Annotated in this window: 20 protein-coding genes and 1 riboswitch; of the genes, 9 read left to right on the forward strand and 11 right to left on the reverse strand. The window is 59.4% G+C overall.

Translation table 11 applies throughout. From position 1 onward, the window contains the following. Positions 1-117: 117 nt before the first annotated feature. Positions 118-867, reverse strand: coding sequence for a hypothetical protein (locus tag GSQ93_RS31025; RefSeq protein ID WP_158939725.1), 750 nt, complete (start codon positions 865-867; stop codon positions 118-120). A gap of 515 nt (positions 868-1,382) precedes the next feature. On the opposite strand from GSQ93_RS31025, the gene GSQ93_RS31030 reads away from it, so the two are divergent. After that, positions 1,383-2,753, forward strand: coding sequence for a leucine-rich repeat-containing protein kinase family protein (locus GSQ93_RS31030; protein WP_158939726.1), 1,371 nt, complete (start codon positions 1,383-1,385; stop codon positions 2,751-2,753). A 68-nt stretch (positions 2,754-2,821) separates the two neighbouring features. After that, on the forward strand, positions 2,822-3,967 hold the full coding sequence (locus GSQ93_RS31035; protein WP_158939727.1) for an alpha-hydroxy acid oxidase: 1,146 nt from the start codon (positions 2,822-2,824) through the stop codon (positions 3,965-3,967). Between the two features lie 12 nt (positions 3,968-3,979). Here GSQ93_RS31035 and GSQ93_RS31040 read toward each other — a convergent pair whose 3' ends face one another. From GSQ93_RS31040 to GSQ93_RS31060, 5 genes are all read right to left on the reverse strand, one after another. Then, the gene (locus GSQ93_RS31040) at positions 3,980-5,458 is read right to left on the reverse strand and encodes a M81 family metallopeptidase (protein ID WP_158939728.1); all 1,479 of its coding nucleotides are present in this window, start codon (positions 5,456-5,458) and stop codon (positions 3,980-3,982) included. Positions 5,459-5,543: 85 nt separating this feature from the next. Continuing rightward, on the reverse strand, positions 5,544-6,317 hold the full coding sequence (locus tag GSQ93_RS31045; RefSeq protein WP_158939729.1) for an ABC transporter substrate-binding protein: 774 nt from the start codon (positions 6,315-6,317) through the stop codon (positions 5,544-5,546). Positions 6,318-6,430: 113 nt separating this feature from the next. Beyond that, positions 6,431-7,534 carry a DUF2817 domain-containing protein gene (locus GSQ93_RS31050; protein WP_158939730.1) on the reverse strand — a complete coding sequence of 368 codons (1,104 nt, stop codon included), beginning with the start codon at positions 7,532-7,534 and terminating at the stop codon, positions 6,431-6,433. A 49-nt stretch (positions 7,535-7,583) separates the two neighbouring features. Beyond that, complete coding sequence (locus GSQ93_RS31055) at positions 7,584-8,687, reverse strand: 2Fe-2S iron-sulfur cluster-binding protein (RefSeq protein WP_158939731.1); 1,104 nt, start codon at positions 8,685-8,687, stop codon at positions 7,584-7,586. Between the two features lie 2 nt (positions 8,688-8,689). Then, positions 8,690-9,742, reverse strand: coding sequence for an aromatic ring-hydroxylating dioxygenase subunit alpha (locus GSQ93_RS31060; RefSeq protein WP_158939732.1), 1,053 nt, complete (start codon positions 9,740-9,742; stop codon positions 8,690-8,692). A 159-nt stretch (positions 9,743-9,901) separates the two neighbouring features. Between GSQ93_RS31060 and GSQ93_RS31065 the strand changes: the two genes are divergently transcribed. Further along, a complete protein-coding gene (locus GSQ93_RS31065) occupies positions 9,902-10,843 on the forward strand; it encodes a LysR substrate-binding domain-containing protein (RefSeq protein ID WP_158939733.1) in 942 nt (313 codons plus the stop codon). Positions 10,844-11,029: 186 nt separating this feature from the next. Here GSQ93_RS31065 and GSQ93_RS31070 read toward each other — a convergent pair whose 3' ends face one another. From GSQ93_RS31070 to GSQ93_RS37675, 3 genes are all read right to left on the reverse strand, one after another. Continuing rightward, positions 11,030-11,257, reverse strand: coding sequence for a hypothetical protein (locus GSQ93_RS31070; RefSeq protein WP_158939734.1), 228 nt, complete (start codon positions 11,255-11,257; stop codon positions 11,030-11,032). Positions 11,258-11,400: 143 nt separating this feature from the next. Next, positions 11,401-13,095 (reverse strand): Nramp family divalent metal transporter, encoded by a 1,695-nt coding sequence (locus GSQ93_RS31075; RefSeq protein WP_158939735.1) that lies wholly within the window; start codon positions 13,093-13,095, stop codon positions 11,401-11,403. Between the two features lie 136 nt (positions 13,096-13,231). Beyond that, positions 13,232-13,378: a hypothetical protein gene (locus tag GSQ93_RS37675; protein ID WP_174254697.1), complete on the reverse strand. Its 147-nt coding sequence runs from the start codon at positions 13,376-13,378 to the stop codon at positions 13,232-13,234. A gap of 1,062 nt (positions 13,379-14,440) precedes the next feature. On the opposite strand from GSQ93_RS37675, the gene GSQ93_RS31080 reads away from it, so the two are divergent. The 3 genes from GSQ93_RS31080 to GSQ93_RS31090 all read left to right on the forward strand — a co-directional run bounded on the left by GSQ93_RS31080 (position 14,441) and on the right by GSQ93_RS31090 (position 17,161). Next, complete coding sequence (locus GSQ93_RS31080) at positions 14,441-14,761, forward strand: hypothetical protein (RefSeq protein WP_158939736.1); 321 nt, start codon at positions 14,441-14,443, stop codon at positions 14,759-14,761. A 242-nt stretch (positions 14,762-15,003) separates the two neighbouring features. After that, the gene (locus tag GSQ93_RS31085) at positions 15,004-16,413 is read left to right on the forward strand and encodes a carbohydrate porin (RefSeq protein WP_254074147.1); all 1,410 of its coding nucleotides are present in this window, start codon (positions 15,004-15,006) and stop codon (positions 16,411-16,413) included. A 181-nt stretch (positions 16,414-16,594) separates the two neighbouring features. After that, a complete protein-coding gene (locus GSQ93_RS31090) occupies positions 16,595-17,161 on the forward strand; it encodes a cytochrome b (protein ID WP_158939738.1) in 567 nt (188 codons plus the stop codon). A 242-nt stretch (positions 17,162-17,403) separates the two neighbouring features. Here the strand turns inward: GSQ93_RS31090 and mntP are convergent, their stop codons facing one another. Next, complete coding sequence (gene mntP / locus GSQ93_RS31095) at positions 17,404-17,973, reverse strand: manganese efflux pump MntP (protein WP_158939739.1); 570 nt, start codon at positions 17,971-17,973, stop codon at positions 17,404-17,406. 22 nt (positions 17,974-17,995) lie between these two features. Further along, a riboswitch (yybP-ykoY riboswitch) is annotated at positions 17,996-18,175 on the reverse strand. 346 nt (positions 18,176-18,521) lie between these two features. Here mntP and GSQ93_RS31100 point away from each other — a divergent pair. From GSQ93_RS31100 to GSQ93_RS31110, 3 genes are all read left to right on the forward strand, one after another. Next, positions 18,522-20,090: a diguanylate cyclase gene (locus GSQ93_RS31100; protein WP_158939740.1), complete on the forward strand. Its 1,569-nt coding sequence runs from the start codon at positions 18,522-18,524 to the stop codon at positions 20,088-20,090. 141 nt (positions 20,091-20,231) lie between these two features. Beyond that, the gene (locus GSQ93_RS31105; RefSeq protein ID WP_158939741.1) at positions 20,232-20,813 is read left to right on the forward strand and encodes a transglycosylase SLT domain-containing protein; all 582 of its coding nucleotides are present in this window, start codon (positions 20,232-20,234) and stop codon (positions 20,811-20,813) included. Between the two features lie 252 nt (positions 20,814-21,065). Continuing rightward, the gene (locus tag GSQ93_RS31110; protein ID WP_158939742.1) at positions 21,066-21,530 is read left to right on the forward strand and encodes a response regulator receiver protein; all 465 of its coding nucleotides are present in this window, start codon (positions 21,066-21,068) and stop codon (positions 21,528-21,530) included. 25 nt (positions 21,531-21,555) lie between these two features. On the opposite strand, the gene GSQ93_RS31115 is transcribed toward GSQ93_RS31110, so the two are convergent. Then, positions 21,556-21,822, reverse strand: a 267-nt coding sequence (locus tag GSQ93_RS31115; RefSeq protein ID WP_158939743.1) for a response regulator, incomplete at its 5' end; no start/stop codon positions are given.

Genomic DNA, 21,822 nt, shown 5'->3' on the forward strand with positions numbered 1-21,822 from the left:
GACTGCGTCCGGCCATCTTACTTATTTTGAGCCTTGAATAACCTAGGGTGCGTTACATGCCCTTATTCATTTTCTATTTCTTTTAAACGAAGCACAGGGGCACGGACCCGCAGCGAACTAACCGGCCGCAATCCTGCGGGCATTGGCGGGTGCAGCAGGAAGCATACTGAAAGGACCCGACAACACGTAGGAGACGCTCGCAATTGCAGACGCGGCGAAATCAATCGGGTCGAACGGGACGGTGGTCGAAAACTCGCCTTGCGGAATAGCAGCGATATGCGTTTGCGACCGGATTGGCGCGGCCGAGGTTACGTTGGCCGTCATCTGATACGGCGCCCCACACTGCGAGGCCAAAGTGATTCCGGCCGAATTCACCGTTACAGACAAATCCGACGTGAGCTGCGACTCATGTGACAGGAAATTGCGCCCATTCAGTCCCATAAGAATGACGGGATATCCCGGGTCCGCGACCGGAACCAGGGAAGCAGTGAACACACCTTTGGTCATCTTGTTGAAGTTCGTCAGAGGGACGCTGCTGTTCTGCGGGACATAAATGGCCTGCGAATAAAGAGGCAACGGCCCATTACTCACAGCATCCTGACCAGAAAGAAGTGGCACCGGCGACGTAACCGTGACGACCGCTGCGGCATTTCCCGAGCACTGCAAAGAGGGCGGTTCGCCGGCTGCGCCAGTGAATGCCAAGACCACCTGCGGGCCCCCTACTGTGCCGCCCAACAAAAAGTGATGTGGCATCCCTTTACGATTCGGATCCCTTACTGTTGAGAACAGGCTACCGATCAAATCGGCGATTGAGAACGCAACATCAACTGCTTGATGAACATCGCCTTGAATATCCCCTAGTGACATGATTTCTGGTCCTTTTTTTTGTGGTTGGGCGCTCACGTTAGCACGCTATTTTATTATTCATACGAATATTTAACGTCTGTGATTAATCGAAATTGCATTTCATATTTACCGACCTCCGAAGCGAGCCAAAGCGACGATGAAGCTGTGCGAATAGCTGCTAAAAAGCAGCGAATTACGCTGAATACTCGCTTACGCTTAATCAGTGCCCAACCGAATTAAAATCTCTCTGGATGATTAGCGACGACGCTCACAGCGAAGTAGAAAACAGCCGCGATGTGTCGAATGCAACAGGGTTGGATTTCCAAACAAGTTCTGGAACTGCGTAAATATTTTCGAAGCGAAAACTACATAGAATACCTAATCAATACCGTCGTATTCCACCACACGAGAGGAGCTTTTCGAGTGACCGAGCATGTGCGTTGCCAATACGTTGCCAGCACCGTGCCAATAGTCAGTAAAATCGATCCCTCACGGGCAATGCGAACCTGCCGCCCATCCCGGATATTCCCCCCACTGTGACAAGCACACTCGAACAACTTCGCGCCGGACAACTTGCCGGCACCCAGCGACTGACACTAGCCTGCGGCCTGACCGAATTTCCGCGCGAGATATTCGATCTGTCCGGCACGCTGGAAATCCTCGACCTGTCGGGCAACGCCCTTTCGTCGTTGCCCGACGATTTGCCGCGCCTGACGAATCTGCACACTATTTTCTGCTCGAACAACCAGTACATCGAGTTGCCCGACGTGCTCGGACAGTGCACGCAATTGAGCATGATCGGGTTCAAGGCAAACCGCATACGCAAGGTATCCGGCGCTTCATTGCCGCCTCAACTTCGCTGGCTGATCCTGACCGACAACGAAGTTGAGGCGCTACCTCCCGAGATCGGACACTGCACTCAGCTACAAAAGCTGATGTTGGCGGGCAATCAGTTACACACGCTGCCAGTGGAGTTGGCCGCATGCTCTCGCCTCGAATTGATCCGGCTGGCGGCAAATCGGCTTGCCGAACTGCCGGTCTGGGTGGCGTCCTTGCCCCGGCTCTCGTGGCTGGCATATGCGGGTAATCCGTTCAACGAACAGCCTGAAGCCCGCGCAATGACGGATACACCTGTCGCCGATATCCCCTGGCAGGCGCTGGATCTGCAGCATCGGCTGGGTGAAGGTGCATCCGGCGTGATTTATCGTGCAGAACTTCGGGTGGAAAATCCGGCGACTAGCAACGCGACTCAGTCCGTCGCAGTCAAGCTATTCAAAGGCGCCGTAACCAGCGACGGTCTGCCGCACTGCGAAATGGCCGCTTGCATTGCTGCGGGTTCACATCCCAACATGATCCCGGTACTCGGCAAGATAAAGGGTCATCCCACCGGCATCCATGGACTCGTGATGGAGCTGATCGACCCGCAGCTCAGGAACCTTGCAGGGCCGCCGAGCCTCGCGTCCTGCACGCGCGATATCTATGACATCAATACCCGCTTCGATCTGACCTCAGCGCTAAGCGTTGCGCACGGAATCGCATCGGCAGCCTGGCATTTGCATCAGCGGGGCATCATGCATGGTGACCTGTACGCCCACAACATCCTGCATGGCGAACAAGGTCAGGCGCTGATGGGAGATTTTGGCGCGGCATCGTTCTATGCAACCGACGATCAAGCACTGGCCGACGCACTCCAGCGCCTGGAAGTAAGAGCGTTTGGTTGCCTGCTAGAAGAATTGATCGATCGATGCGATGCGCAGGAGTCCGCGCAAAACAGCATGGCGGTGCTCGCAAGCCTGAAAAATGACTGTTTGAACGAGCAAGCCAGCGACCGGCCCCTGTTCGGCGAAATCGTGAATACCCTATCTGCGCTGAGGGATTCTCATCGGGACGAGGCAACTTCCGCTTAAATTCAGGCGCTTTGAAACGTGCTTTGCACCGTATACTCATTTCCCCTTTCCCGTAGCGAGAGAGAAACGTGCCAGTGATTACCTGCATCGAGGATTTGCGCGTGCTCGCGCAGCGGCGCGTGCCGCGCATGTTCTACGATTACGCCGACAGCGGCTCGTGGACCGAGAGTACCTACCGGGCCAATGAGAGCGACTTCCAGCGTATCAAGCTGCGCCAGCGCGTAGCGGTCAACATGGCGGGCCGCAGCACCCGCACGGAAATGGTGGGGCAGGAGGTCGCCATGCCGGTAGCGCTGGCGCCCACGGGATTGACCGGCATGCAACACGCGGACGGCGAGATCCTCGCCGCGCGCGCTGCAGAAAAATTCGGTGTCCCGTTCACCTTGTCCACCATGAGCATCTGTTCGATCGAGGACATCGCGGCGCACACCAGCAAACCATTCTGGTTCCAGCTCTACATGATGCGCGACCGCGACTTCATCGTGCGGCTGATCGAGCGCGCCCGGGCGGCAAAGTGCAGCGCCCTGATGCTCACACTCGACTTGCAGATCCTCGGTCAACGCCACAAGGACATCAAGAACGGGTTGTCGGCGCCACCCAAACTGACGCTCCCGAACCTCGTGAATCTTGCGACGAAACCACGCTGGTGCCTCGGCATGCTCGGCACCAAGCGGCGCAGTTTCGGCAACATCGTCGGTCATGCGAAGGGCGTGGGCGATCTCTCATCCCTGAGCTCATGGACCGCCGAACAATTTGATCCAGGCTTGAGCTGGGCAGATGTCGAATGGGTCAAGAAGCTGTGGGGCGGCAAGCTCATCCTGAAGGGCATCATGGATCTGGAAGACGCACGCCTAGCCGCCGACAGCGGCGCCGACGCGATGATCGTTTCCAACCACGGCGGCCGCCAACTCGACGGTGCGCCGTCGTCCATTTCCGCGCTACCCGAGATTGCGAGTGCGGTGGGAGATCGAATTGAAGTGTGGATGGATGGCGGCATCCGCAGCGGACAGGACGTGCTGAAAGCGGTGGCGCTCGGCGCGAAAGGCACGCTGATTGGCCGCAGCTTCCTGTATGGGCTGGGCGCGATGGGTGAGGCAGGGGTCGAGCGATGCCTGCAGGTCATCCACAAGGAACTCGACACCACCATGGCCTTTTGCGGGCACACCGACATCCGGCGCGTGGACGACCAGATCCTGCTGCCGGGGACCTTTTAAAAGCGAGCGCCGTTACCAGGTCGTGTCTGTGTCCAGCGGATAAACCGGCCGCTGGACGTTCTTGAATTCGAACAGGCTGAAGTCGGAACTGGTCACGCCACGGCTATCGCATTCAACCAGGCCGTGCGCGATCGGTACAAATACCGGCCGGCAATACATACGCGACTTGAGGATGAGAAACGTCGCACGGCGCGGGTCGATGCCAACACTTTCGAACACGCCAAGGTCCCAGGGCTCGTGCGTGCGCTCCGTCAACACGATCTGCGCTGCGCCCACATCAAGCACTGCAGCCCGGCCCATGTGGGCGCGCTGTCCCGTATAGGTCGGTCCGCTGATCACGTATTCCCCGTCGGTCAACGCACGCACCGCACCCGTGAGCATGACCGGCGAACGCGGTTTCGCGGCTCCCCCGCTGAGCTTGTTGCCAACCGCAAGCGTAACGGTCTCGCCCACACGCGCCGCGAATAATGTAGCAACGGCTTCAGGATCGCATAGCAGTCCCATCACGATCCCGGTCAAGCCCTGGCGGATGGCTTCCTCATACACATCCATCGTGTCGCACGTGCCGCCCGACATGCAGTTGTCGCCGTGATCGAGCAACAGCACCGGTTTATCGGCGCCGCGTGCGAGCACGGCACCCTCAGCGACGGAATCCGCGAGCGGCGGACTACGATAGAAAAATCCCTCGCGATCGTCCCAGATTTGCCGCGCAATACGCTCGGCGACTTGCGCGGCAGCCTCGCGATCACCGTCGCCGACCACCACCACGCTGATGCAAGGCGCGGGGATATCGGCGAGCGAAAATCCCGCCAGTACGGAGACAGCAAGCATGCCCTCGCGCTCCGCTGCCTGCGCCGCTTCCACCGCGCGTTTCATTGCCCCGGCAGCGCTCGCACTGCGCAGCGTATGCGTGAGCAGCGGCGGCTGCGACCATGCGATCACCGGCCGCGTGCGGCCATCGAGCAGATCGAATAAGAGCCGCGCCGCGTGCGCGCCACATTCGAACATATCGACATGCGGATAGGTCTTGAAGCTGACCATGACATCCGCGTTGTCGATCATCTTCTGCGTGACGTTCGCGTGCAGATCGAGAGCGACGGCGATGGGTGCATTCGGCAATAGAGCACGCACGCGTTCAAGCAGGTCGCCTTCGCCATCATTCGAATTTTCGGCGACCATTGCGCCGTGCAGGTCGAGCATGACCGCGTCGCAACCGCGCGCGGCGTCCACAATGGCGTTGCAGATAGTGTCGTACGCAACGGCGGCGACCGGACCGCTCGGGTTCGCCGACGCCGAGACCGGCGTGACGAGTTGCGCACCCGCTCGTTCGGCTGCCTCGATAAACGCGGACATGGCGGTTCGCATGCCCTTGTTCTCGTTGTACGCGTCCTCGCCGAACGCGGGACCGTTACGGCCGAATGCTGCCAACGGTGTCGCCACCGGCGAGAACGTATTGGTCTCGTGATTCATGCGTGCGACAAGAATTTTCATGCGGCTTCCACTCAGTGAGTTCAGACCACGCGAACGCTTCCTCTCGCACTGCGAGCGAGTTCGCCTCTCGCTCAATCATACATTTTCAACTCCCCGAAATATCGAAATCGAAGTAGCGGCGCTCGATTTTTTGATAGGTTCCGTCCTTCATCATCGCGTCGATCGCGTGGTCGAGTTTCGTCTGCAGCGCGGTATCGTCCTTTCGCACCCCAATACCTGCTCCCTTGCCCAAGGTCTTCGCGTCGCTCACAGGGTCGCCAACGAATGCAAAGCCCTTACCCTGCGGCGTCTTGAGAAAGCCCTGACTGCCGGCAATCATGTCGGTCAGCGTTGCATCTATACGCCCGGCCAATAGGTCCGTGACCACCTGCTCCTGATTGGCATACGACACCACCTCGATCCCGGCCGGCGCCCAGTTCGCTTTTGCGTAAGCCTCTTGCGTCGAGCCCTGCGCGACCCCAACCTTCTTGCCCTTCAACGATGCCACCGTCGGCTTGATATCCGCCCCCTCCTTTCCGATCAGCCGGCTAGGCGTATTGAAGAGCGGCACGGAAAACGCCACCTGTTCCTCGCGCTTCGGGGTGATCGACATCGCAGACAGGATGGCATCGAACTTGCGGCCCTGCAGCGCCGGAATGATGCCGTCGAAACCCGTTTCGACCCAGACGCATTTGACATCGAGCCGCTTGCAGATTTCGTTGCCCAGGTCGATCTCGAAGCCCACGAGTTGCCCCGATGGCGCCTTCGATTCGAACGGCGCATAGGTGGGGTCAACGCCGAAGCGAAGTTCGCTTGCGTCTTTCGCTTGGACGCAGAACGCGGCGAGTAACAACGCGATGCCAGCCAGTGCCTTTTTCATGGATGCTCCAGTTCGACGGAATAGCCGCATCGTCGATTGCGTTGCCGGCTAAGGTTGATGAGACCGCTGCTAAAGCGGGTTGCGCGTTTTTGACGTTGCTTGAGGCTTAGTCGTTAGGCTGTCTGTAGAGCCCGCAACCCACGCTCAAAAATCTGCCGTGTGCGTAGCTGGGTGAGTTCGCGCCAGTCCTGATCCGCGGGATAGAAATGTTCCGCCAACGCCGCCTTGATCCGGCGTCCCGTTTCGTCTTCAGGATCGCCATACAGATGCAGCCAGTGATCGTCTCTTAGCGTGCGATGGCCTCGGGCGCCGTCATAGGTCCCGCATTCGATAACCAGTTGCATCAGCTCAGTACCGGGCAGTGAATGCAGGAGCGCCTGTGACGTATAGCCTGTCGCAGTTGCCGCGATTCCTGAATCGGTCGTCGCAGCAGGTCCGGTGATGACCGTGTAGAGCCACGGGCCGAAAACCAACTGTGACCTGGCGAGTGCGGGGTAGCTTTCCTGCGCCACCGCCATCAACATCGCATGACCAAATGCGCCTGCTCCCGTATGCAGATCGAAGCACATTGCAGTGCGCGCGCCCTCCATAAAACGCATCGCAATGGCGCGCAACGTACGGTTGCTCCAGGTGGCTTGTTGACCGCCGAAGAAGATGCCGTCGGCATGGGCGTATTGCCCCGCCTCGACAATGCTCATGACCGTGGCGAGACCTAGTCTTTCGATCTCGTCTGCGAGCCGTTCGTCGGCACGGCGGCGAGCGGGACCGTCAAGGTCGCGGCACAAATAGATACTGTGAAAAGCCTCGTAGCGCGCGTTGTCCGGCAGCGGCTCATTAAAGGCGACATAGTTCCGGTTGAGGTCGACGTTGTCCTCATTCACCCGACGTAACCAGGCCGTACCCCATGGATTGATCAGGTGCACCATGACCACGCAGACATCAGCGGGTAGCGTGCGCTTTTGCAATGAATGAAGGAATGCGATTTGCGATTCGGAGCCGTAATACCCTTCAATGCCATGTGTACCGGAGACGACAATGAACCGCTTGGGCGCAAGCGGATCGCCGATCACCGCTACGTCAGTGGCGAGCATTTCACGGCGGGGGCCGCGCATTGGATGCTCGAACTCCGTGAGCTCGGCGCCCGCAGCCCGCGCGGCTTCGATAAAACGCTCACGCTGGGCGGTAAAACCTGGTCCTTCAATAAAATACCGGTTCATGTTCTCTTTCCAAAATTGATCGTCGCTGGCGGCAAACTAGTTTGCTTTGCTAACCAATTCGTATGGCGATAGCAGTTGACGGCCTTGCGCAGCACAGCAGCACTTCTCCGTCTTGCGGCTCGTCGAGCGGTTGCTCGAAATACTCGACCGCGCCGTCAATCAACTGGCTGGCACACGATCCGCACAATCCTGCGCGGCAACTGAACGGCGGTCTAAGTCCCGCAGCTTCGGCTAAATCCAGCAACGAATGACATGACGGGTCCCATGCAAGCGTCTTGCCAGAAGGCATAAAACAAACCGTGGGCACGGACGCTTCCGGTATGACCTCGGGCTCGGGTGAAGACTGCACGTCGACGTCGTCCAGCCCAAGCACCGAAGCAGGACCGAAGAACTCATGCCGGATACGGCCTTTGTCGACACCGAGGCTCCGTAGCAATTTAAAGTTCGTCTGCATGAAGCGCGTTGGACCGCACAGATAGACGTCGTAGTCATCGAGCGGCAGCAAGCGTTGCAGGGTCTCGCGCGTGATCAGGCCGTGACTATCGAAGCGCTGGTCCTCAAAATCCGATGGCACGGGCGCGCGGTAACAGATGTGCGTTACGACCCCTTCCCTGCTCGCCTGCAAGCGTTTTACTTCGTCCCGGAACGCATGCACGGCGCCGTTTTCGCATGCGTGGATGAAATAGACGCGACGCCGGGATGTGGCACACGAACGATGCAACATGCTGAGCATCGGCGTTACGCCAACACCCCCGCTTAACAACACGACGGGACGATCGCTAAGCTCATCGAGTACGAATGCACCGGCTGGACCGGCAACATCAAGCGTAGCGCCTACCTCGATAACCGCATGCAGATAGCTCGATACCAGCCCGTCAGGCAGTTCGCCCAGATCCAGCGGAGCCAATTGATGCTTGACCGAAATTCGCCAGCGCGTGCGTTCGGCAGGATCGCCGGACAAGCTGTAATGCCGCAGCAGGCGCTGCCCGTCATCGCCGGGAATGCGCACCTGAACAAATTGCCCCGGCAGGAAAGCCGGCAGCAACGCACCATCCACCGCTTCAAGTACGAACGATTTGATGACGCTGCTTTCCCGCTGCACCTCAGCTACGCGCATCCGCTTGAACGCTCGCGGTTCTGTTACCTCTTGCATGGCTAACGCACGCAGTCGAGCGCTGCAGGTTCGTGAGCCTGCGTCTCCGCCTCGATCAGCCGTTGCAGGCTGCGTCGAAAGCGCAACGGCCCGGCGTCGAGCGGCAGGTCGAGATTAGGCGTTCGCCTGTTCGCCATGCCCGCGTGGACGGCCGTCAGGATCACGCGGTCCTCTTCGAATGCATGACGGACGTCCTCGTTGAACTGGCGCGATACGTTTTCATCGCGTTGGTCGAAGTTGCGCATCTGGAACCAGAAATAGCGCGTGTTCGATTCATCGATCGGCGTCATGAAGTTATATGAGTTCATCAGGAAGACGTGCTCGTGCTGCGAACCTTCGTCGGTACCCGTGCCTGCCGGCGTGAACACCGCCTTGATGATCGCGTGCGATGGAAACCGCACTTCGTAATGTTGCTTGCGATCGCAGCGGCCCGAGAATTTCACGAAGCGCGCATAGAAGGGAGCCACATCAACGTCGCGCATCCAGCGCGACACGACTACGCCGTCATCAGTCACCGTCGTTTTCAGCGGCTCGGATTCGCATGCTGCATTGCCGAACGAGGACGGATGAACCCATGCAACGTGGGACGGATCAAGCAGGTTGTCGGTCACATACAGATAGTTGCACGCGACTGTCATGGCATCGCCCTGGTTCATGCCCCAGGCAGGGTCGCCCCATTCCTCGACCGCGAAAATGGTGTCCGCATTCGCGTGCTGCGGCGAGCCCATCCAGATCCAGACCAGACCGTAACGCTCTTCAACGGGGTAGCTGCGAACGCGGGCGGCCGGTGGAATCCTCGCCATGCCCGGTGCACGCACGCAGCTTCCCGAGCAATCGAAGGTAAGGCCGTGGTAACCGCATTCAATCTGGCCGTCCTGCAAGCGTCCCATCGACAAAGGCAGCTTCCGGTGCGGACAGGCGTCTTCCAGCGCAACCACCGCGCCGCCCGGTTTTCGATACAAAACCACCGGTTCGCCGAGCAACGTCAACGGATGCAAACCGTCGCCAATCTCGCTGCTCCATGCCGCCACGTACCACGCGTTTCTTAAGAACATTGCCCTCTCCGCTCCATTCGGATGACAGCCGTTGCGGCTGCTCTATCCGTCTTATCTCTCAGGACTCAGCTTAGGAACTCAAAATTGAAAAGAACAGAGGGCTAAAGCTTTGGCATCGTTTAGAATTTCTAAAACGACTTGGGTCCCTACCCGCGAACCATGGACACACTTCCGCCGTTGCGAGCGTTACAGGTATTCGACACCCTCGGCCGTTGCGGGGGAGTGGTCGAGACAGCGCGCCGGCTCGGCGTCTCGCCGGGCGCGGTCAGCCAGCAGATCAAGATACTGGAAGATTCATTGGGCATGCGGCTGCTGGCGAGAGAAGGCAAGCGGCTTCGTCTGACTGCAGCCGGCGTGCGTTATCACGAAACCTGCGCAGCGGCGTTCGAAAGCCTGCGCGTAGCGGGCGCCGAGATCGAGCGAGTCAGGAACAGGCGTAGCCTCAGCGTGAGCGCACTGCCCTCATTGCTGTCAAAGTGGCTCGCGCCGCGCATCTACGAATGGCAAAGCGAGCATCCGGAACTGGATGTGTATCTGGACGGCACGCATTCGGAGCCGTCGCCCGATGGCCCCGAGATCGACTTCCGCATTACCTACGGCGAACGCATCGATCATGCGGGCACTACGGTGGAGTTGTTTCGTGACAGCGTCGTACCCGTATGCAGCCCCCGGTTGCTCAACACCGGGCGACCGCTGGTCAAGCTGGACGACATTCTTGCTTACCCCTTACTGTCGATAGACTGGTTTCCCAAGTTTTCCTCGCCGCCGTCCTGGCGCGAATGGTTTGCGGCCAAAGGCATTGATTGTCCCGAGGACATGCGCAGCAATCGCCTGGTGTTTTCGTTGTCAGGACTCGCGATACAGGCCGCCATTGAAGGCCATGGGTTCGTGCTGGCGCAGACATCAATGATCATTGATGACTTGACCGCGGGCCGCCTCGTGTTGCCGTTTCCGGTCGGCGTGGCGCTGCCCTCACCCTATTTCCTGACCTGGCAGGCCAGCAGCTTCGACCAGCCGCACTGCCGCGTTTTCCATCGATGGATCCTCACGCGCAGCCGCGAACAGCAAGCGATCAACGACCGGTTGCTCGGTCCTGGGTAGCGCCGTGCACAGGAGTTTTTTTAGTCGCTGGCGTTCCCGCTGACGACTGCACGACGCAGGCGCTTTACGAGCGTCCCGCCGCTATCGGTCAGCCGAACAGAGCCGCAATCTCGTGATGGCTCAGCATGACCGCTCTCCGTATGATTTATTTCGAAAATGCAAACGCTCTCGACCGTCCCGGGCGCGCTACATACTGCCCATGAATTTGCCGAGGCAGTACTTTCCATACACCCGGCAATAGCCGGTGACGACCCAGTGTTTTCCAACGCTGACATGCGACTGCGCCGACACGTGAATCAAGTTGGGAGCGAATGACCGCGTAGCGGGATTAAGAATGGCAAATAGCAGAAGAACAAGCAGCCCTATCACGCGGCGCGCCAGGCTGATTGTGCGGCGAAGCTGATTTGGGTCCATCGCCAATCCTTCGTCGGCTAATGCATTGATTGCGCGCTTGCACAGGCTTGATGAACTTACGATGCAAACACGCCGGGCCGCGAAACCGAAGAGAGCGGGCATGACTTCGTCATACCGCACGTTGTCACGCCCGCGCTTAGTGCTTAGTGCAACCAGATCATCTGCACGACCTTTACCACCACCAGCCCAACCGCCACGATCAGGTAACCGCGCAGCACACCCATCCAGATCCGCTTTGTCAGCGTGAGGTTCGGCGGCGGCAGCTGATCCAGCGCCGGCATGCGCCAGGTATCCCGCGTTTCCCGCGTTTCCCGCGTTTCCCGCGTTTCCCGCGTTTCCTTCAGATAGCGCTGCTCGGTGCGCCCTTGCGCGCCGTCCGCTGCTTCGTGGCCACGTTTGCGAAAGACCAACATGGCCAGGTACCCCACCACGGCCAATGCAGTTCCACCACCCAGCACTTCAAGAATGGTTTCGCCGGTGATGTCCGGGTACACAACGGATGCTGTCAGGATAATCGACAACATCACCAGGACCCAGATAACCGCGCCCGTGAAAACGTTGAGCTTCTTCGAGTTGGCCCACGGTCCAAGCACCGCTTTGTCGTTGCACAATAACAGCAGGAAAACCGTTGCGCTAGGCAACAAAACGCCCGCGAGTGTTTGCACGGCTTCCGTCAGCAATCCCAGCGGACTGCCTGGAATAAGCACGAGTGCCGCGGCAGCAGCCACAATGCCGAAATACACCAGATAGAAACCCTTTGCGTCCGACACACCACGGTGCAGCGAGTGACGAATCTTGAAGACGTCGCCAATGGCATAGGCCGTCGACAGCGACACCGCCGCCGCACCAATGATGCATGCGTCAAGCAAGGCCACGGCGAACAGCGTGGCGCTCGTGCGTCCCGCATATTTGCTCAAGCCTGCGATCACCCCGCCTGCATCGGTGAAGTTACCGAACTCGGGCTTGCCGGCGTACAGCGCCGCGCAAAAGGACATCATGGCCACGCCGCCGATCATCACGAAGACAATACCAATCCACAGGTCAGCTTTCTCATACTTCATGAAACGCGGCGTAATGCGCTTGTCGACTACATAGCTTTGCTGGAAGAACAATTGCCACGGTGCAACGGTGGTGCCAACAATGCCAATCACGAGCAACATCACGTCGCTTAGCTTCGACTGCGCCGGCCACGTCGGCACAAAGAAGTTGCTTGCCATCTGCGACACGGGTGGGTGGATCGACACAAGCACGGGTACGAGCAGCAAGCTCAACAGACATAGACCAATTGCAAACCGCTCGAAGCGTCTGAAGCTTCCCGTACTGACGGCCGCCATAGTCAGCGCTGCGGCAATGCATACGCCCAGTACTTTGGAAATGCCGAAGAAATCGAGTACGAACGTGATGCCGATAAACTCGGTCACAATGGTGAGCGCGTTAAGAATAAACAGGTCGATGACGCTAAAGGCGCCCCAGAATTTCCCAAACCGCTCGAAGATCAGCCGGGCGTGACCGACTCCGGTCACAGCGCCCAAACGCAACACCATTTCCTGATTGACGAATAGAACCGGAACGAGCAGCAGCAACGTCCAGAGTAATGTGGTTCCGTAGTTCTGACCCGCTTGGGTATAGGTGCCGAAAGCGCCGGCGTCGTTGTCGCCCACCATCACAATCAGGCCGGGGCCGAGAATGGCTAAGAGCGTGCGGATACGTGCCCACCAATTGATGCGTGCGCCCGTGTCATGTTGGGCGATCGTGCCGAGTGCGCCCTCAATGTCGCCAACGTGCGCATCATCGAGCACGGCGTTGCGTGGTGGTAGAACTTGGGATGGAGTGGACATTATTATTTTCCAGAAAGCGTGGGTGGCCGATAGGGATGTGCCGTGCTTATCCCGCGTACGACAGACGTGATTAATCCCGTGAGTCATCCCTTGATGAAGCTCAGGAGACCCCGGACGACGTACGCGAGAACGTTAATCAGGCGTGAAACACGAATTTGCGGAATGCGCGCCAAGCGTTAGCGCAACGATGCCGGCGGGTGGATTCCAGCGACAGCATGGCGTTGTAGTGAAGGCGTGATTCCTGGACGTGCGGAAGGTGTGAGACGAGCAAACCGAAGTTCATGATGCTTCTCCGACAGTGTGGCTTTTCAAGAGTTGGAAAGCCAGCAGATCGGAGTCCGGACACGCAGTGCGTGTGACGAAAAATCTACTCGCCTTCCCTGGCAAAAGTGAAGGTGTTGCGGCGTATGGGATAACTGTCACTGTCCGGCATGGCGGCTCCTTTATTGCGTATGCACGCACGTCATCATCCGCACGGCGCACTTATTTCGAAGGCGCGAGCGGAACCAGTCACGAGTGTCAACTCGCAACGCGATTCGTATGGACGCAGGAAAGCCTGGCGTCAATACGCGTATTTCAAGGTGCACGGGGTATTTACTGCGGCGCGCACCGTCTGCCTGCTGGCAAGACGGCGGCTAGGGAATCAAGCGCGAACGTCCTGCCTGTCAGGCAGAGAAAAACTTCGAAGGTCGACTACTACAACTGTCCAAGGCATTAGCCCCGTTTGTTACGATGCCCGGATTCTAGGCGCGCGCTAAATGTCAAGTCAACCCTAATCGTTAAGCAGAGCAGAAATAGTTTTGACCCATGGTTGATGGTTGGTTGTTGCGTGGTTGATCCGCGATTACTGCATCCTTAAGGGATCATTTTTCGCATTAGTAGCAATACGCGAGCAATGTGCGCGTAAGCCTAGTGAAACGAATTACTGAATGACGTCAGCCTTGCTCCCGGCCTAGCGGACTTAGAACGGGACTGTGCGCGAGAGTGCTTTTCACTGAGTTTATGACGTCATTTTCTGACATCATTTTTACTTGCCAATAAGTTTGGCTCGAGAATACAATCCGCCCGTCTCATCAAGAGGAGTCCCTCGTGGACACATGCCCTAGTAGTGGTAGTTCGATGCCGGCCAGCGCCGGCGAAGCATCCGCGAGATAGCGTCACAGGAAAACTCCTTAGCCGCTAACTCGCCTTGTCGGGTTAGCGCGCTTCATCCAGGACTGGCTTCGCGCCCGTCTGTCTGCAGCATGCTCCCCTTTGTCTGATCGCTCTTTGCAAGTTCACTTGCAAGGCCGCGTCATGTCTCTGCACGTCGCTCGATTTAGTCGAGCTGGACGGGAGTCTGCTCATGTTTGTCGTTTCGCTTATCTCGCGCATCGCTCCGGTATTGCGGCCGCAACGCTACTTGTTCACCCCAGGCCACTCCTCCTCCGGACGGCCTTCGCTTCGCGTTTCCAAACCGGGCAACGCGTGTACCCGCCACCTCTGGGTCGGCGTCGTTCGTGCCCTGCTGCCTAAGGGCGGTTATGCCGGCGGCTCGCTCACGACGACAGTCTGCTTGCTCATCGCGCTGACCATTGCCGCCATTGTTATTGCAGGCGCTTTGTCCGCTACCTCAGTGGGCGACGAACTCGGACGCGCAGTGCGTTTGAGCTGGTGGTTTGTCTAAGCGCGGCCGCGTCACGTACTCGATTTTTCATTCGCCTTTTCACCCGTCCTGTCACTTTCAACGAGAAAAAAATGTAGATCGTAAAACCATCTATCTCCCCACAGACCATGAATAAAAACCTCAAGAATTTGCCTTCGAGTTTTCTCGAAGTAACGCCTGCCTCCACGCCTACCTCCCACGCAGCACAAGCGTCACGTCTCTCAAGCAGAGCACGATCAAGTGTCCGCAACGGAGTTTCCTTATTGCTGTCGCTAGGCGCGCTATCCACCGCTGTCGCACAGACAAGTGTCGACGCACCAAGCGCAGGCACCGCCGACGCACAATCCGCCGACACGCAAGCAGCACCCGCGCCAACCGGGCTTTGGGACCGCTCGACGTTGTTCGGGGATATGGGAGGACTGCGGCCATGGCTGGGTAATTACGGCGTCACGCTTAGCGTGCAGGAAACCAGCGAGTATCTGCGTAACGTGTCCGGTGGTGTATCGCGTGAAGGTGCGTATGACGGCCTCACTCAAGCTACCGTCCAGGTCGATACATCGAAAGCATTCGGCTTGCCCGGCGGTACGTTCAACGTCTCCGCCCTGCAAATTCATGGTCGCAACCTAAGCCAGCACACGCTGCTCACACTACAGTCCGCAAGCGGCATAGAAGCAGATGCAAGCACTCGATTGTGGGAGCTTTGGTACCAGCAGTCTCTGCTCGACGGAAGGGTCGATGTAAAGCTCGGCCAGCAAAGTCTCGATCAGGAATTCATGGTTAGCCAGTACGCCACGCCGTTCATGAACGCTACGTTCGGCTGGCCTGTCCTGCCCTCTGTCGGCTTGCCCTCGGGCGGCCCCGCTTACCCGCTGTCCTCACTCGGTGCTCGTCTCAGGGCGAAGCCGTCGGACGCGTTGACCGCGCTCGCAGGTGTGTTCGACGGCAACCCGGCCGGGAGCAACACGGGGGACCCGCAAAAGCAGGACAGGCACGGCACGAACTTCAATTTGGGCAACGGCGCGTTGTTCATTGCGGAACTGCAGTACGCGATCAACCAACCGCCGGCCGATGCGAAAGCGCCCCAGCCAAGCGGACTTCCAGGCAACTATAAACTGGGCTTCTGGTACAACACCCAGAACTTCGCCGACCTGCAGCACGACACGAACGGCTTATCGCTGGCCAATCCCGCGTCCAACGGAATCCCCGCACGTCATCGCGGCGACTACAGCGTCTACGCTGTCGCCGATCAGATGGTCTGGCGTCCAGGCGCGGACAGCCCTCAGTCAGTCGGCGTGTTCGCCCGCGTGATGGGTGCGCCCGGTGACCGCAACCTGGTCAACCTCGGCGTGAACGCGGGCGTCACCCTGAAAGCGCCGTTCAAGGGCCGCGACAACGATATTGCGGGTCTTGCTATTGGCTACGCCAGGATCGGATCGAATGCGCAGGGCCTGGATCGGGATACTGCGTCTTTTTCCACGCCGGGTTATTCGCAGCGCAGCGCCGAAACGATTGTTGAAGCGACCTATCAGTATCAAGTTGCACCATGGTGGCAATTGCAGGCCGACTTTCAATATGCGTTCCGGCCGGCCGGAGGAATTCCAAACCCCGCGAATCCGTCCGAGCGCGTACATGATGAAGCTGTAGTCGGGGCACGCACCGTGGTAAATTTTTAGGAACCGCGGACTTCCTGGTCCCGCTCACAGGACCAGGAAGTCCTCCGGCATCTGAGCTATACGTGTGAAGCCGCTGTTCGTCGGATGAATCCGATTGGCGTAATGTGGAGTGACCCGTGGAGCAACGCGTAAGGAAAAAAGTGAAGCGCGGTCCACGCTGTAATTAACTGAGGGAGGCGACATGAACATCGCGAATTCACCCGCCGCGCCGCTCAATGCAAGCGCCGGCGTGCCGCGTTATTCACCCGCGCAGATCGCTCTGCACTGGGTAATCGGGCTGTCGATCATCGTCATGCTAGGCATCGGTCTCTACATGGTCGGGCTGCCGAAAGGCCTCGCTTTCAAGTCGAGCCTGACCAGCTTCCACAAGTCGCTTGGGATGACCGTCTTCCTGCTTGTGCTGATTCGCATCGTGGTTCGCCTGATTGCGGGCCGGCCTCCGCTTCCGCCAATGCCAGCATGGCAACGTCTTGCCGCGAGCGTGACGCAAGGTCTCTTATACGTAGCGATGATCGTCATGCCGCTGACGGGTTACCTCGGCTCGTCATTCAACGCGTTCAGCACGCGCTTCTGGGGCATCCCGCTGCCAATGTGGGCCTGGGATGACCCCGGCTTGCGAAAGATTTTCTTCACGGTGCACGCGGTCAGCGCCTGGGTGTTGATCGCGCTGATCGTGCTGCATGTGGCCGGTGCGCTCAAACATCAGTTGATAGACCGCGACCGCCTGATGGAAAGGATACTGCCATGACGCTATTGCATATATCAGAAGCAAAACTATTTCGCGAACCTTATTAATTTTCTGGAAGCCTAACGATCGTTAAACCCCTCCTTTCGGCGCTCGCTCTGGCATCGGCACCCGCTGGCCGGCAGCCGGCAAAAACCGACGGACTTAAGCTCCGCTCGATGCATTGAACCCGGTCGCGGCAAGCATCTCCCTACGCATGAAGGAGCGCCTTGCCGCATGCCAACCGCGATCCGCAATCCGCTACGTCAACTCATATAGCCAAGATGCTCGGCCAGGATCACCGAGCCGATAACAACAAGAATGACGCCGCCCGCAATCTCCGCGCGCTGCCCGACGGCCTTACCCAGAAAACGCCCGACCATGACACCCAGGGTCACCATGATCAGCGTCGCCAATCCGATAGTCGCGGCTGTCGACAAGATATTCACATCGATAAAAGCGAGTCCCGCGCCCACCGCCATCGCGTCGATGCTCGTGGCGAACCCGGTCAGCGCCAGCAGCCAGAAACCGTGACTGTCAGGCTTCTCGACGTCCGGCGTGGGTGCGCGCAAGCCCGAGGTGATCATACGTACGCCGAGCACGAGCAGCAGGCTGAACGCGATCCAGTGATCCCATGAGGCGACATACGGAGCGGCGGCCTGGCCGACTGCCCAGCCGACCAGCGGCGTGATGGCTTCAATCACGCCGAAGATCAGGCCGGTACGAAGCGCTTCGCGAATCCGCGGACGATGCAGTGTGGCACCCTTGCCAACGGCAGCGGCGAAGGCGTCCGTCGACATGGCGAAAGCGAGCAGGAGAGTAGAAGCAATATTCATGGGGATGTCAGGATGTCGTTATGGCATTCGGGTCGGGCGAGAACATGCGATGCAGCAGCGAGCCCGACCGGTCTCGCCGTAACATCGATGGTCTTGCCAACCAAAAACTAACGGCGGCTCATGCCACGGTTCGATCGAACCAAGTGTGTTGACATGAGCGCTTCCAGCAAGTGGAAGCCGGCTACTCCCCAAAGACGGATGAAGGCTACCATGTTTGAAATGAATTCGTAAGCTTTCCCCGGCAAGCTGAAGGGGCACTTGCGGGCCGCTTGCTTCAGCCCTGCCCATCGACTTGAATCGAGGGTCCGCACCGGTCCACACAGCGCGCAAACCCGGCTAATCTTGCCGGTCGGCAAAACGGTCATGAAAGATCAAGCCGATACAATGCGGCCAGCCAGGAATGGCGAGCCTCCCGATCGAACCTGCCGCGCGATGCCAAACTTGAGATCCACCCTGCTGCCAGACAGTGCCTGCCCGGCGTCGCACCGCGTCCCGTGCTACCGGACCTGTCGTTCTTTGCGTAGCCGATGCCTTGCGAGCCGCATGCGATGAACCCTGCCTCGCCCTCCGCCACAGGATTGAGGAAGCGCCGCATCCGGCCTCGCTGGACAGCCGTCGGCATGGCCAGCGCGCTCTCCCGCCATCCGATGGTCGCCGGCGTCGTAGGCACGGTGGTCGCGGTGCTCATGGCGAGCTTGTCCATCGGCACGCTGTATCAGGGGCGCCAGGGCGTGCTCGACCACGCCCACGAAACATCGGCGAATCTGGTCGCGATCATCAGCAGCGACCTCGCCCGCAATGTCGAAATCTACAATCTCTCCCTCAACGCGATGGTCGAGGGCGCGCAGAACCCGGCCATGACGGCACTCTCGCCCACGCTGCGTAACCAGATCCTCTTCGACCGCGCGACCTCCGCGGCCTACATTACCGGCGCCTACGTGCTGGACGCGCACGGCAAGGTCACAGCGGCGAGCAAGGACGTGCCCCTCCTGGCGGGCTCTTTCGCCGATCGCGAATATTTTTACGCCCAGCAACGCAGCCCCTCGACCGGCCTGTTTTTCTCACATCCGTTTGCGTCGCGCGTGCGCGGAACCTCGACGATCGGCATGAGCCGCCGTATCAACGCGCCTGACGGTTCGTTCGCCGGTATTGCGTTGCTGGCTATGAACGTCGCGTATTTCAACTCACTCCTGGACAAGCTCAACGTGGGCGCCGAGGGGTCCATCTTTGTGATCCACCAGGACGGCACGATGATCGCCCGCAAGCCTTTCCGTGAAACCCTGGTCGGGCGCAATGTCGCCGGCTCGCCCACCTTCCCGCGCATGGTGAATGCCACGTCGGGATCGTACGCGGCAAATTCCCCGGTCGACGGCGTGCGCCGCCTCTACACGTTTTCGCGCGTGCCGGGAACACCGTTCATCGCGGTCGTGGCGCCGGCGGAAGAGGATGTGCTGGAACCGTGGCGCGAACGCAGCCGGATCGTCGCCGCGCTGACGCTGCTGTCGGGATTGAGTTTCGTTGCTGTTTCGTGGCTGCTTGCGCTGTCGCTGCGCGAGCGCGCCCGCGCACAAGAGGAACTCGTCCGGCTGGCCGGCACGGATGCGCTCACCGGCCTGCCGAACCGTCGCGCATTCGACGAACGCATGGACGACGAATGGCGCCGCGGACGCCGGGCGGGCACGCCGTTGTCGGTGCTGTTCATCGACGTAGATTATTTCAAGGCCTATAACGACACCTACGGCCACGCGCTCGGCGACGACGCGCTCGCTACCGTCGCACACAGTATTGCCACGGCTGTGCGCCGTCCGGGCGATGTCCCGGCGCGCTACGGCGGCGAAGAGTTCGTCGTGCTGCTGCCCGATACACCGCTGGAAGGCGCACAGCATATTGCCGAAGCAATCCGGCTGCGCGTGCAGGCCTGCGCGATCCCCCACCGGGCCAGCGCACTCGGCACGGTGACGGTCAGTATTGGCTGTGCAACGGCATCGCCACCGGGCTTGGGCGGCGCGTACGGCCTGCTCGGCGCCGCCGACCAGCAGCTCTACAAAGCGAAGGCCGCGGGGCGCGACTGCGTCCGGCCGCTGGCGCTCGCCGGGGCACCGGTAGCGAGTCTCTGAGCGCCCGGCAAGCGCACCGACAATCACGCTAAAGACTGCTCAAAAGCCTCCGGACTCGCTCGGATGACCAAGCAAACACATGATTTGCAAGGATTTTTCTCATCGGTATAATGCGTCCTTCCCTTCCAAGGCCACTTCCCCATGAGCAGACTCCTTTGGCTTGCTGCGCTGACGTTCGGTGCAATGCTAGGACCGATGCAGGGCGCGGTGGCTCAGGAACATGTCCCGGAAGCTGCCCAGCAAGACGCAGCAGCCAGCGACGCTACCGCCGAGGCCACTCATCAGGTCTCCCAGCTAATCTCCCAGAAGTTCGGCGTCGCGCGGGCGAAAGCGGAGAAGATCTCAGCCGCGGTCATGTCAGCGGCATCGAAATACTCGCTCCCTCCTGCCCTCCTCCTCGCCATCATCTCGGTTGAATCCCGCTTCAAGGAAAAAGCCCGCGGCGCCAATGGCGCAACCGGGCTGATGCAAGTCGTGCCGGCGGCGCACAAGCAACTCGTGCGCAACATCGACCTGACGGAAGCCACCGCCAATATTGAAGCGGGATCGGCGATTCTTCACGGTTATGTCCAGTCCGCTCGCGGCGATGTAGGCGCGGCCCTGAAGAGCTACGGCGGTTCGAAAGCCTACGCGGAAAAAATCAGCCTGCGCGCCAAGGCGTTCGCTCCGCAATTCGGCTCCGGGACCGATGCCGACTCCAACACCGAAACGGCCGGCGACTGACTCTGCGTTTCCGTGCTCTGCTGCCCCTCCCTTTCATTGCACGGCGCGGCGCCACCACGCCCGGCTCGGACCGATTTTTGCTGTTCTCGCTTAGGGTTGTCTTCATTTCCAATCAACAGCAATGAGGGCAACAATGGCGCGATTGCCGCGCCGCGATCCAGTCTGAACTCGCCTGAACCCGCTCGCCGCCTACGTTCGATTTTCCGACGCGTCACCGGTTGGCTAACTGATCGCTTCAATTTCGAGAAATCCGTGACACGACGCCCTTTTGAAGCGGACCAGGACCAGTTCGCGTTATGGCACCCCAAGCGGCTGCCCACGCTCATGCCCGCCCGGCGTGTCGTGATCGCGCACCTCGACGCGATGATCGGCGAATCGTTCGTGTTGCTGCTCGGTTTAAAGGGGCTGGCGGCGCAGCACGTGAAGGATGTGGACGCGTTGACTATCCTGATTGAAGACTGGCATCCGCAGGTGTTGATGATCGATACCCGCCTGGGGACCGGCGAGCACGGCGCTTTCGTGCGCAAACTCAGCGATAACCCCAGCCACGCCGGCACTCTGCTTATCGCGTTGAGCAACTTCCTTCCGGAAGATTCGATCCCGGTATTGCAGGAGGCAGGTTACGACGGCCATTGCCGCCGCCCCTGTCCGATGTGGCGCGTTTCAGAAGTCCTCAGCGATTTTTTCGCACCGAACGGCGCGTCGATCAGTCGATAAACAAGTCGATAAATAAGTCTCTAAATCAGCGCAGTACCAGTTTCCGCAGTTCATCGATATTGAACGGCTTCGCGAGAATGGTCACCCCGGTGTGGCGCGCGCGCTCGAATTCATCGGCATAACCGGTCATCAGCGCGATCCGCTGCGAGGGCCAGGTGCCGCGAACCTTCTCAGCCAGGTCGATGCCGTTAAGCCGGCCCGGCATTTGTATATCCGATAACACCAGGTCGAAGCGGCTGCCTTCGCTGAGCAGGTCAAAGGCTTTATCGGCGGTGAATTCGTGACGCACGTC

The sequence above is a fragment of the Burkholderia sp. S171 genome (assembly GCF_009766085.1).
Taxonomy (GTDB): domain Bacteria; phylum Pseudomonadota; class Gammaproteobacteria; order Burkholderiales; family Burkholderiaceae; genus Caballeronia.

Excerpts from the sequence above, each read along its gene's own strand:
- GSQ93_RS31025 (WP_158939725.1), bottom strand. The coding sequence starts at position 867 with ATGTCACTAGGGGATATTCAAGGCGATGTTCATCAAGCAGTTGATGTT.
- GSQ93_RS31040 (WP_158939728.1), bottom strand. The coding sequence starts at position 5,458 with ATGAAAATTCTTGTCGCACGCATGAATCACGAGACCAATACGTTCTCG.
- GSQ93_RS31045 (WP_158939729.1), bottom strand. The coding sequence starts at position 6,317 with ATGAAAAAGGCACTGGCTGGCATCGCGTTGTTACTCGCCGCGTTCTGC.
- GSQ93_RS31050 (WP_158939730.1), bottom strand. The coding sequence starts at position 7,534 with ATGAACCGGTATTTTATTGAAGGACCAGGTTTTACCGCCCAGCGTGAG.
- GSQ93_RS31055 (WP_158939731.1), bottom strand. The coding sequence starts at position 8,687 with ATGCAAGAGGTAACAGAACCGCGAGCGTTCAAGCGGATGCGCGTAGCT.
- GSQ93_RS31060 (WP_158939732.1), bottom strand. The coding sequence starts at position 9,742 with ATGTTCTTAAGAAACGCGTGGTACGTGGCGGCATGGAGCAGCGAGATT.
- GSQ93_RS31065 (WP_158939733.1), top strand. The coding sequence starts at position 9,902 with ATGGACACACTTCCGCCGTTGCGAGCGTTACAGGTATTCGACACCCTC.
- GSQ93_RS31070 (WP_158939734.1), bottom strand. The coding sequence starts at position 11,257 with ATGGACCCAAATCAGCTTCGCCGCACAATCAGCCTGGCGCGCCGCGTG.
- GSQ93_RS31075 (WP_158939735.1), bottom strand. The coding sequence starts at position 13,095 with ATGTCCACTCCATCCCAAGTTCTACCACCACGCAACGCCGTGCTCGAT.
- GSQ93_RS37675 (WP_174254697.1), bottom strand. The coding sequence starts at position 13,378 with ATGAACTTCGGTTTGCTCGTCTCACACCTTCCGCACGTCCAGGAATCA.
- GSQ93_RS31080 (WP_158939736.1), top strand. The coding sequence starts at position 14,441 with ATGTTTGTCGTTTCGCTTATCTCGCGCATCGCTCCGGTATTGCGGCCG.
- GSQ93_RS31090 (WP_158939738.1), top strand. The coding sequence starts at position 16,595 with ATGAACATCGCGAATTCACCCGCCGCGCCGCTCAATGCAAGCGCCGGC.
- mntP (WP_158939739.1), bottom strand. The coding sequence starts at position 17,973 with ATGAATATTGCTTCTACTCTCCTGCTCGCTTTCGCCATGTCGACGGAC.
- GSQ93_RS31100 (WP_158939740.1), top strand. The coding sequence starts at position 18,522 with ATGAACCCTGCCTCGCCCTCCGCCACAGGATTGAGGAAGCGCCGCATC.
- GSQ93_RS31105 (WP_158939741.1), top strand. The coding sequence starts at position 20,232 with ATGAGCAGACTCCTTTGGCTTGCTGCGCTGACGTTCGGTGCAATGCTA.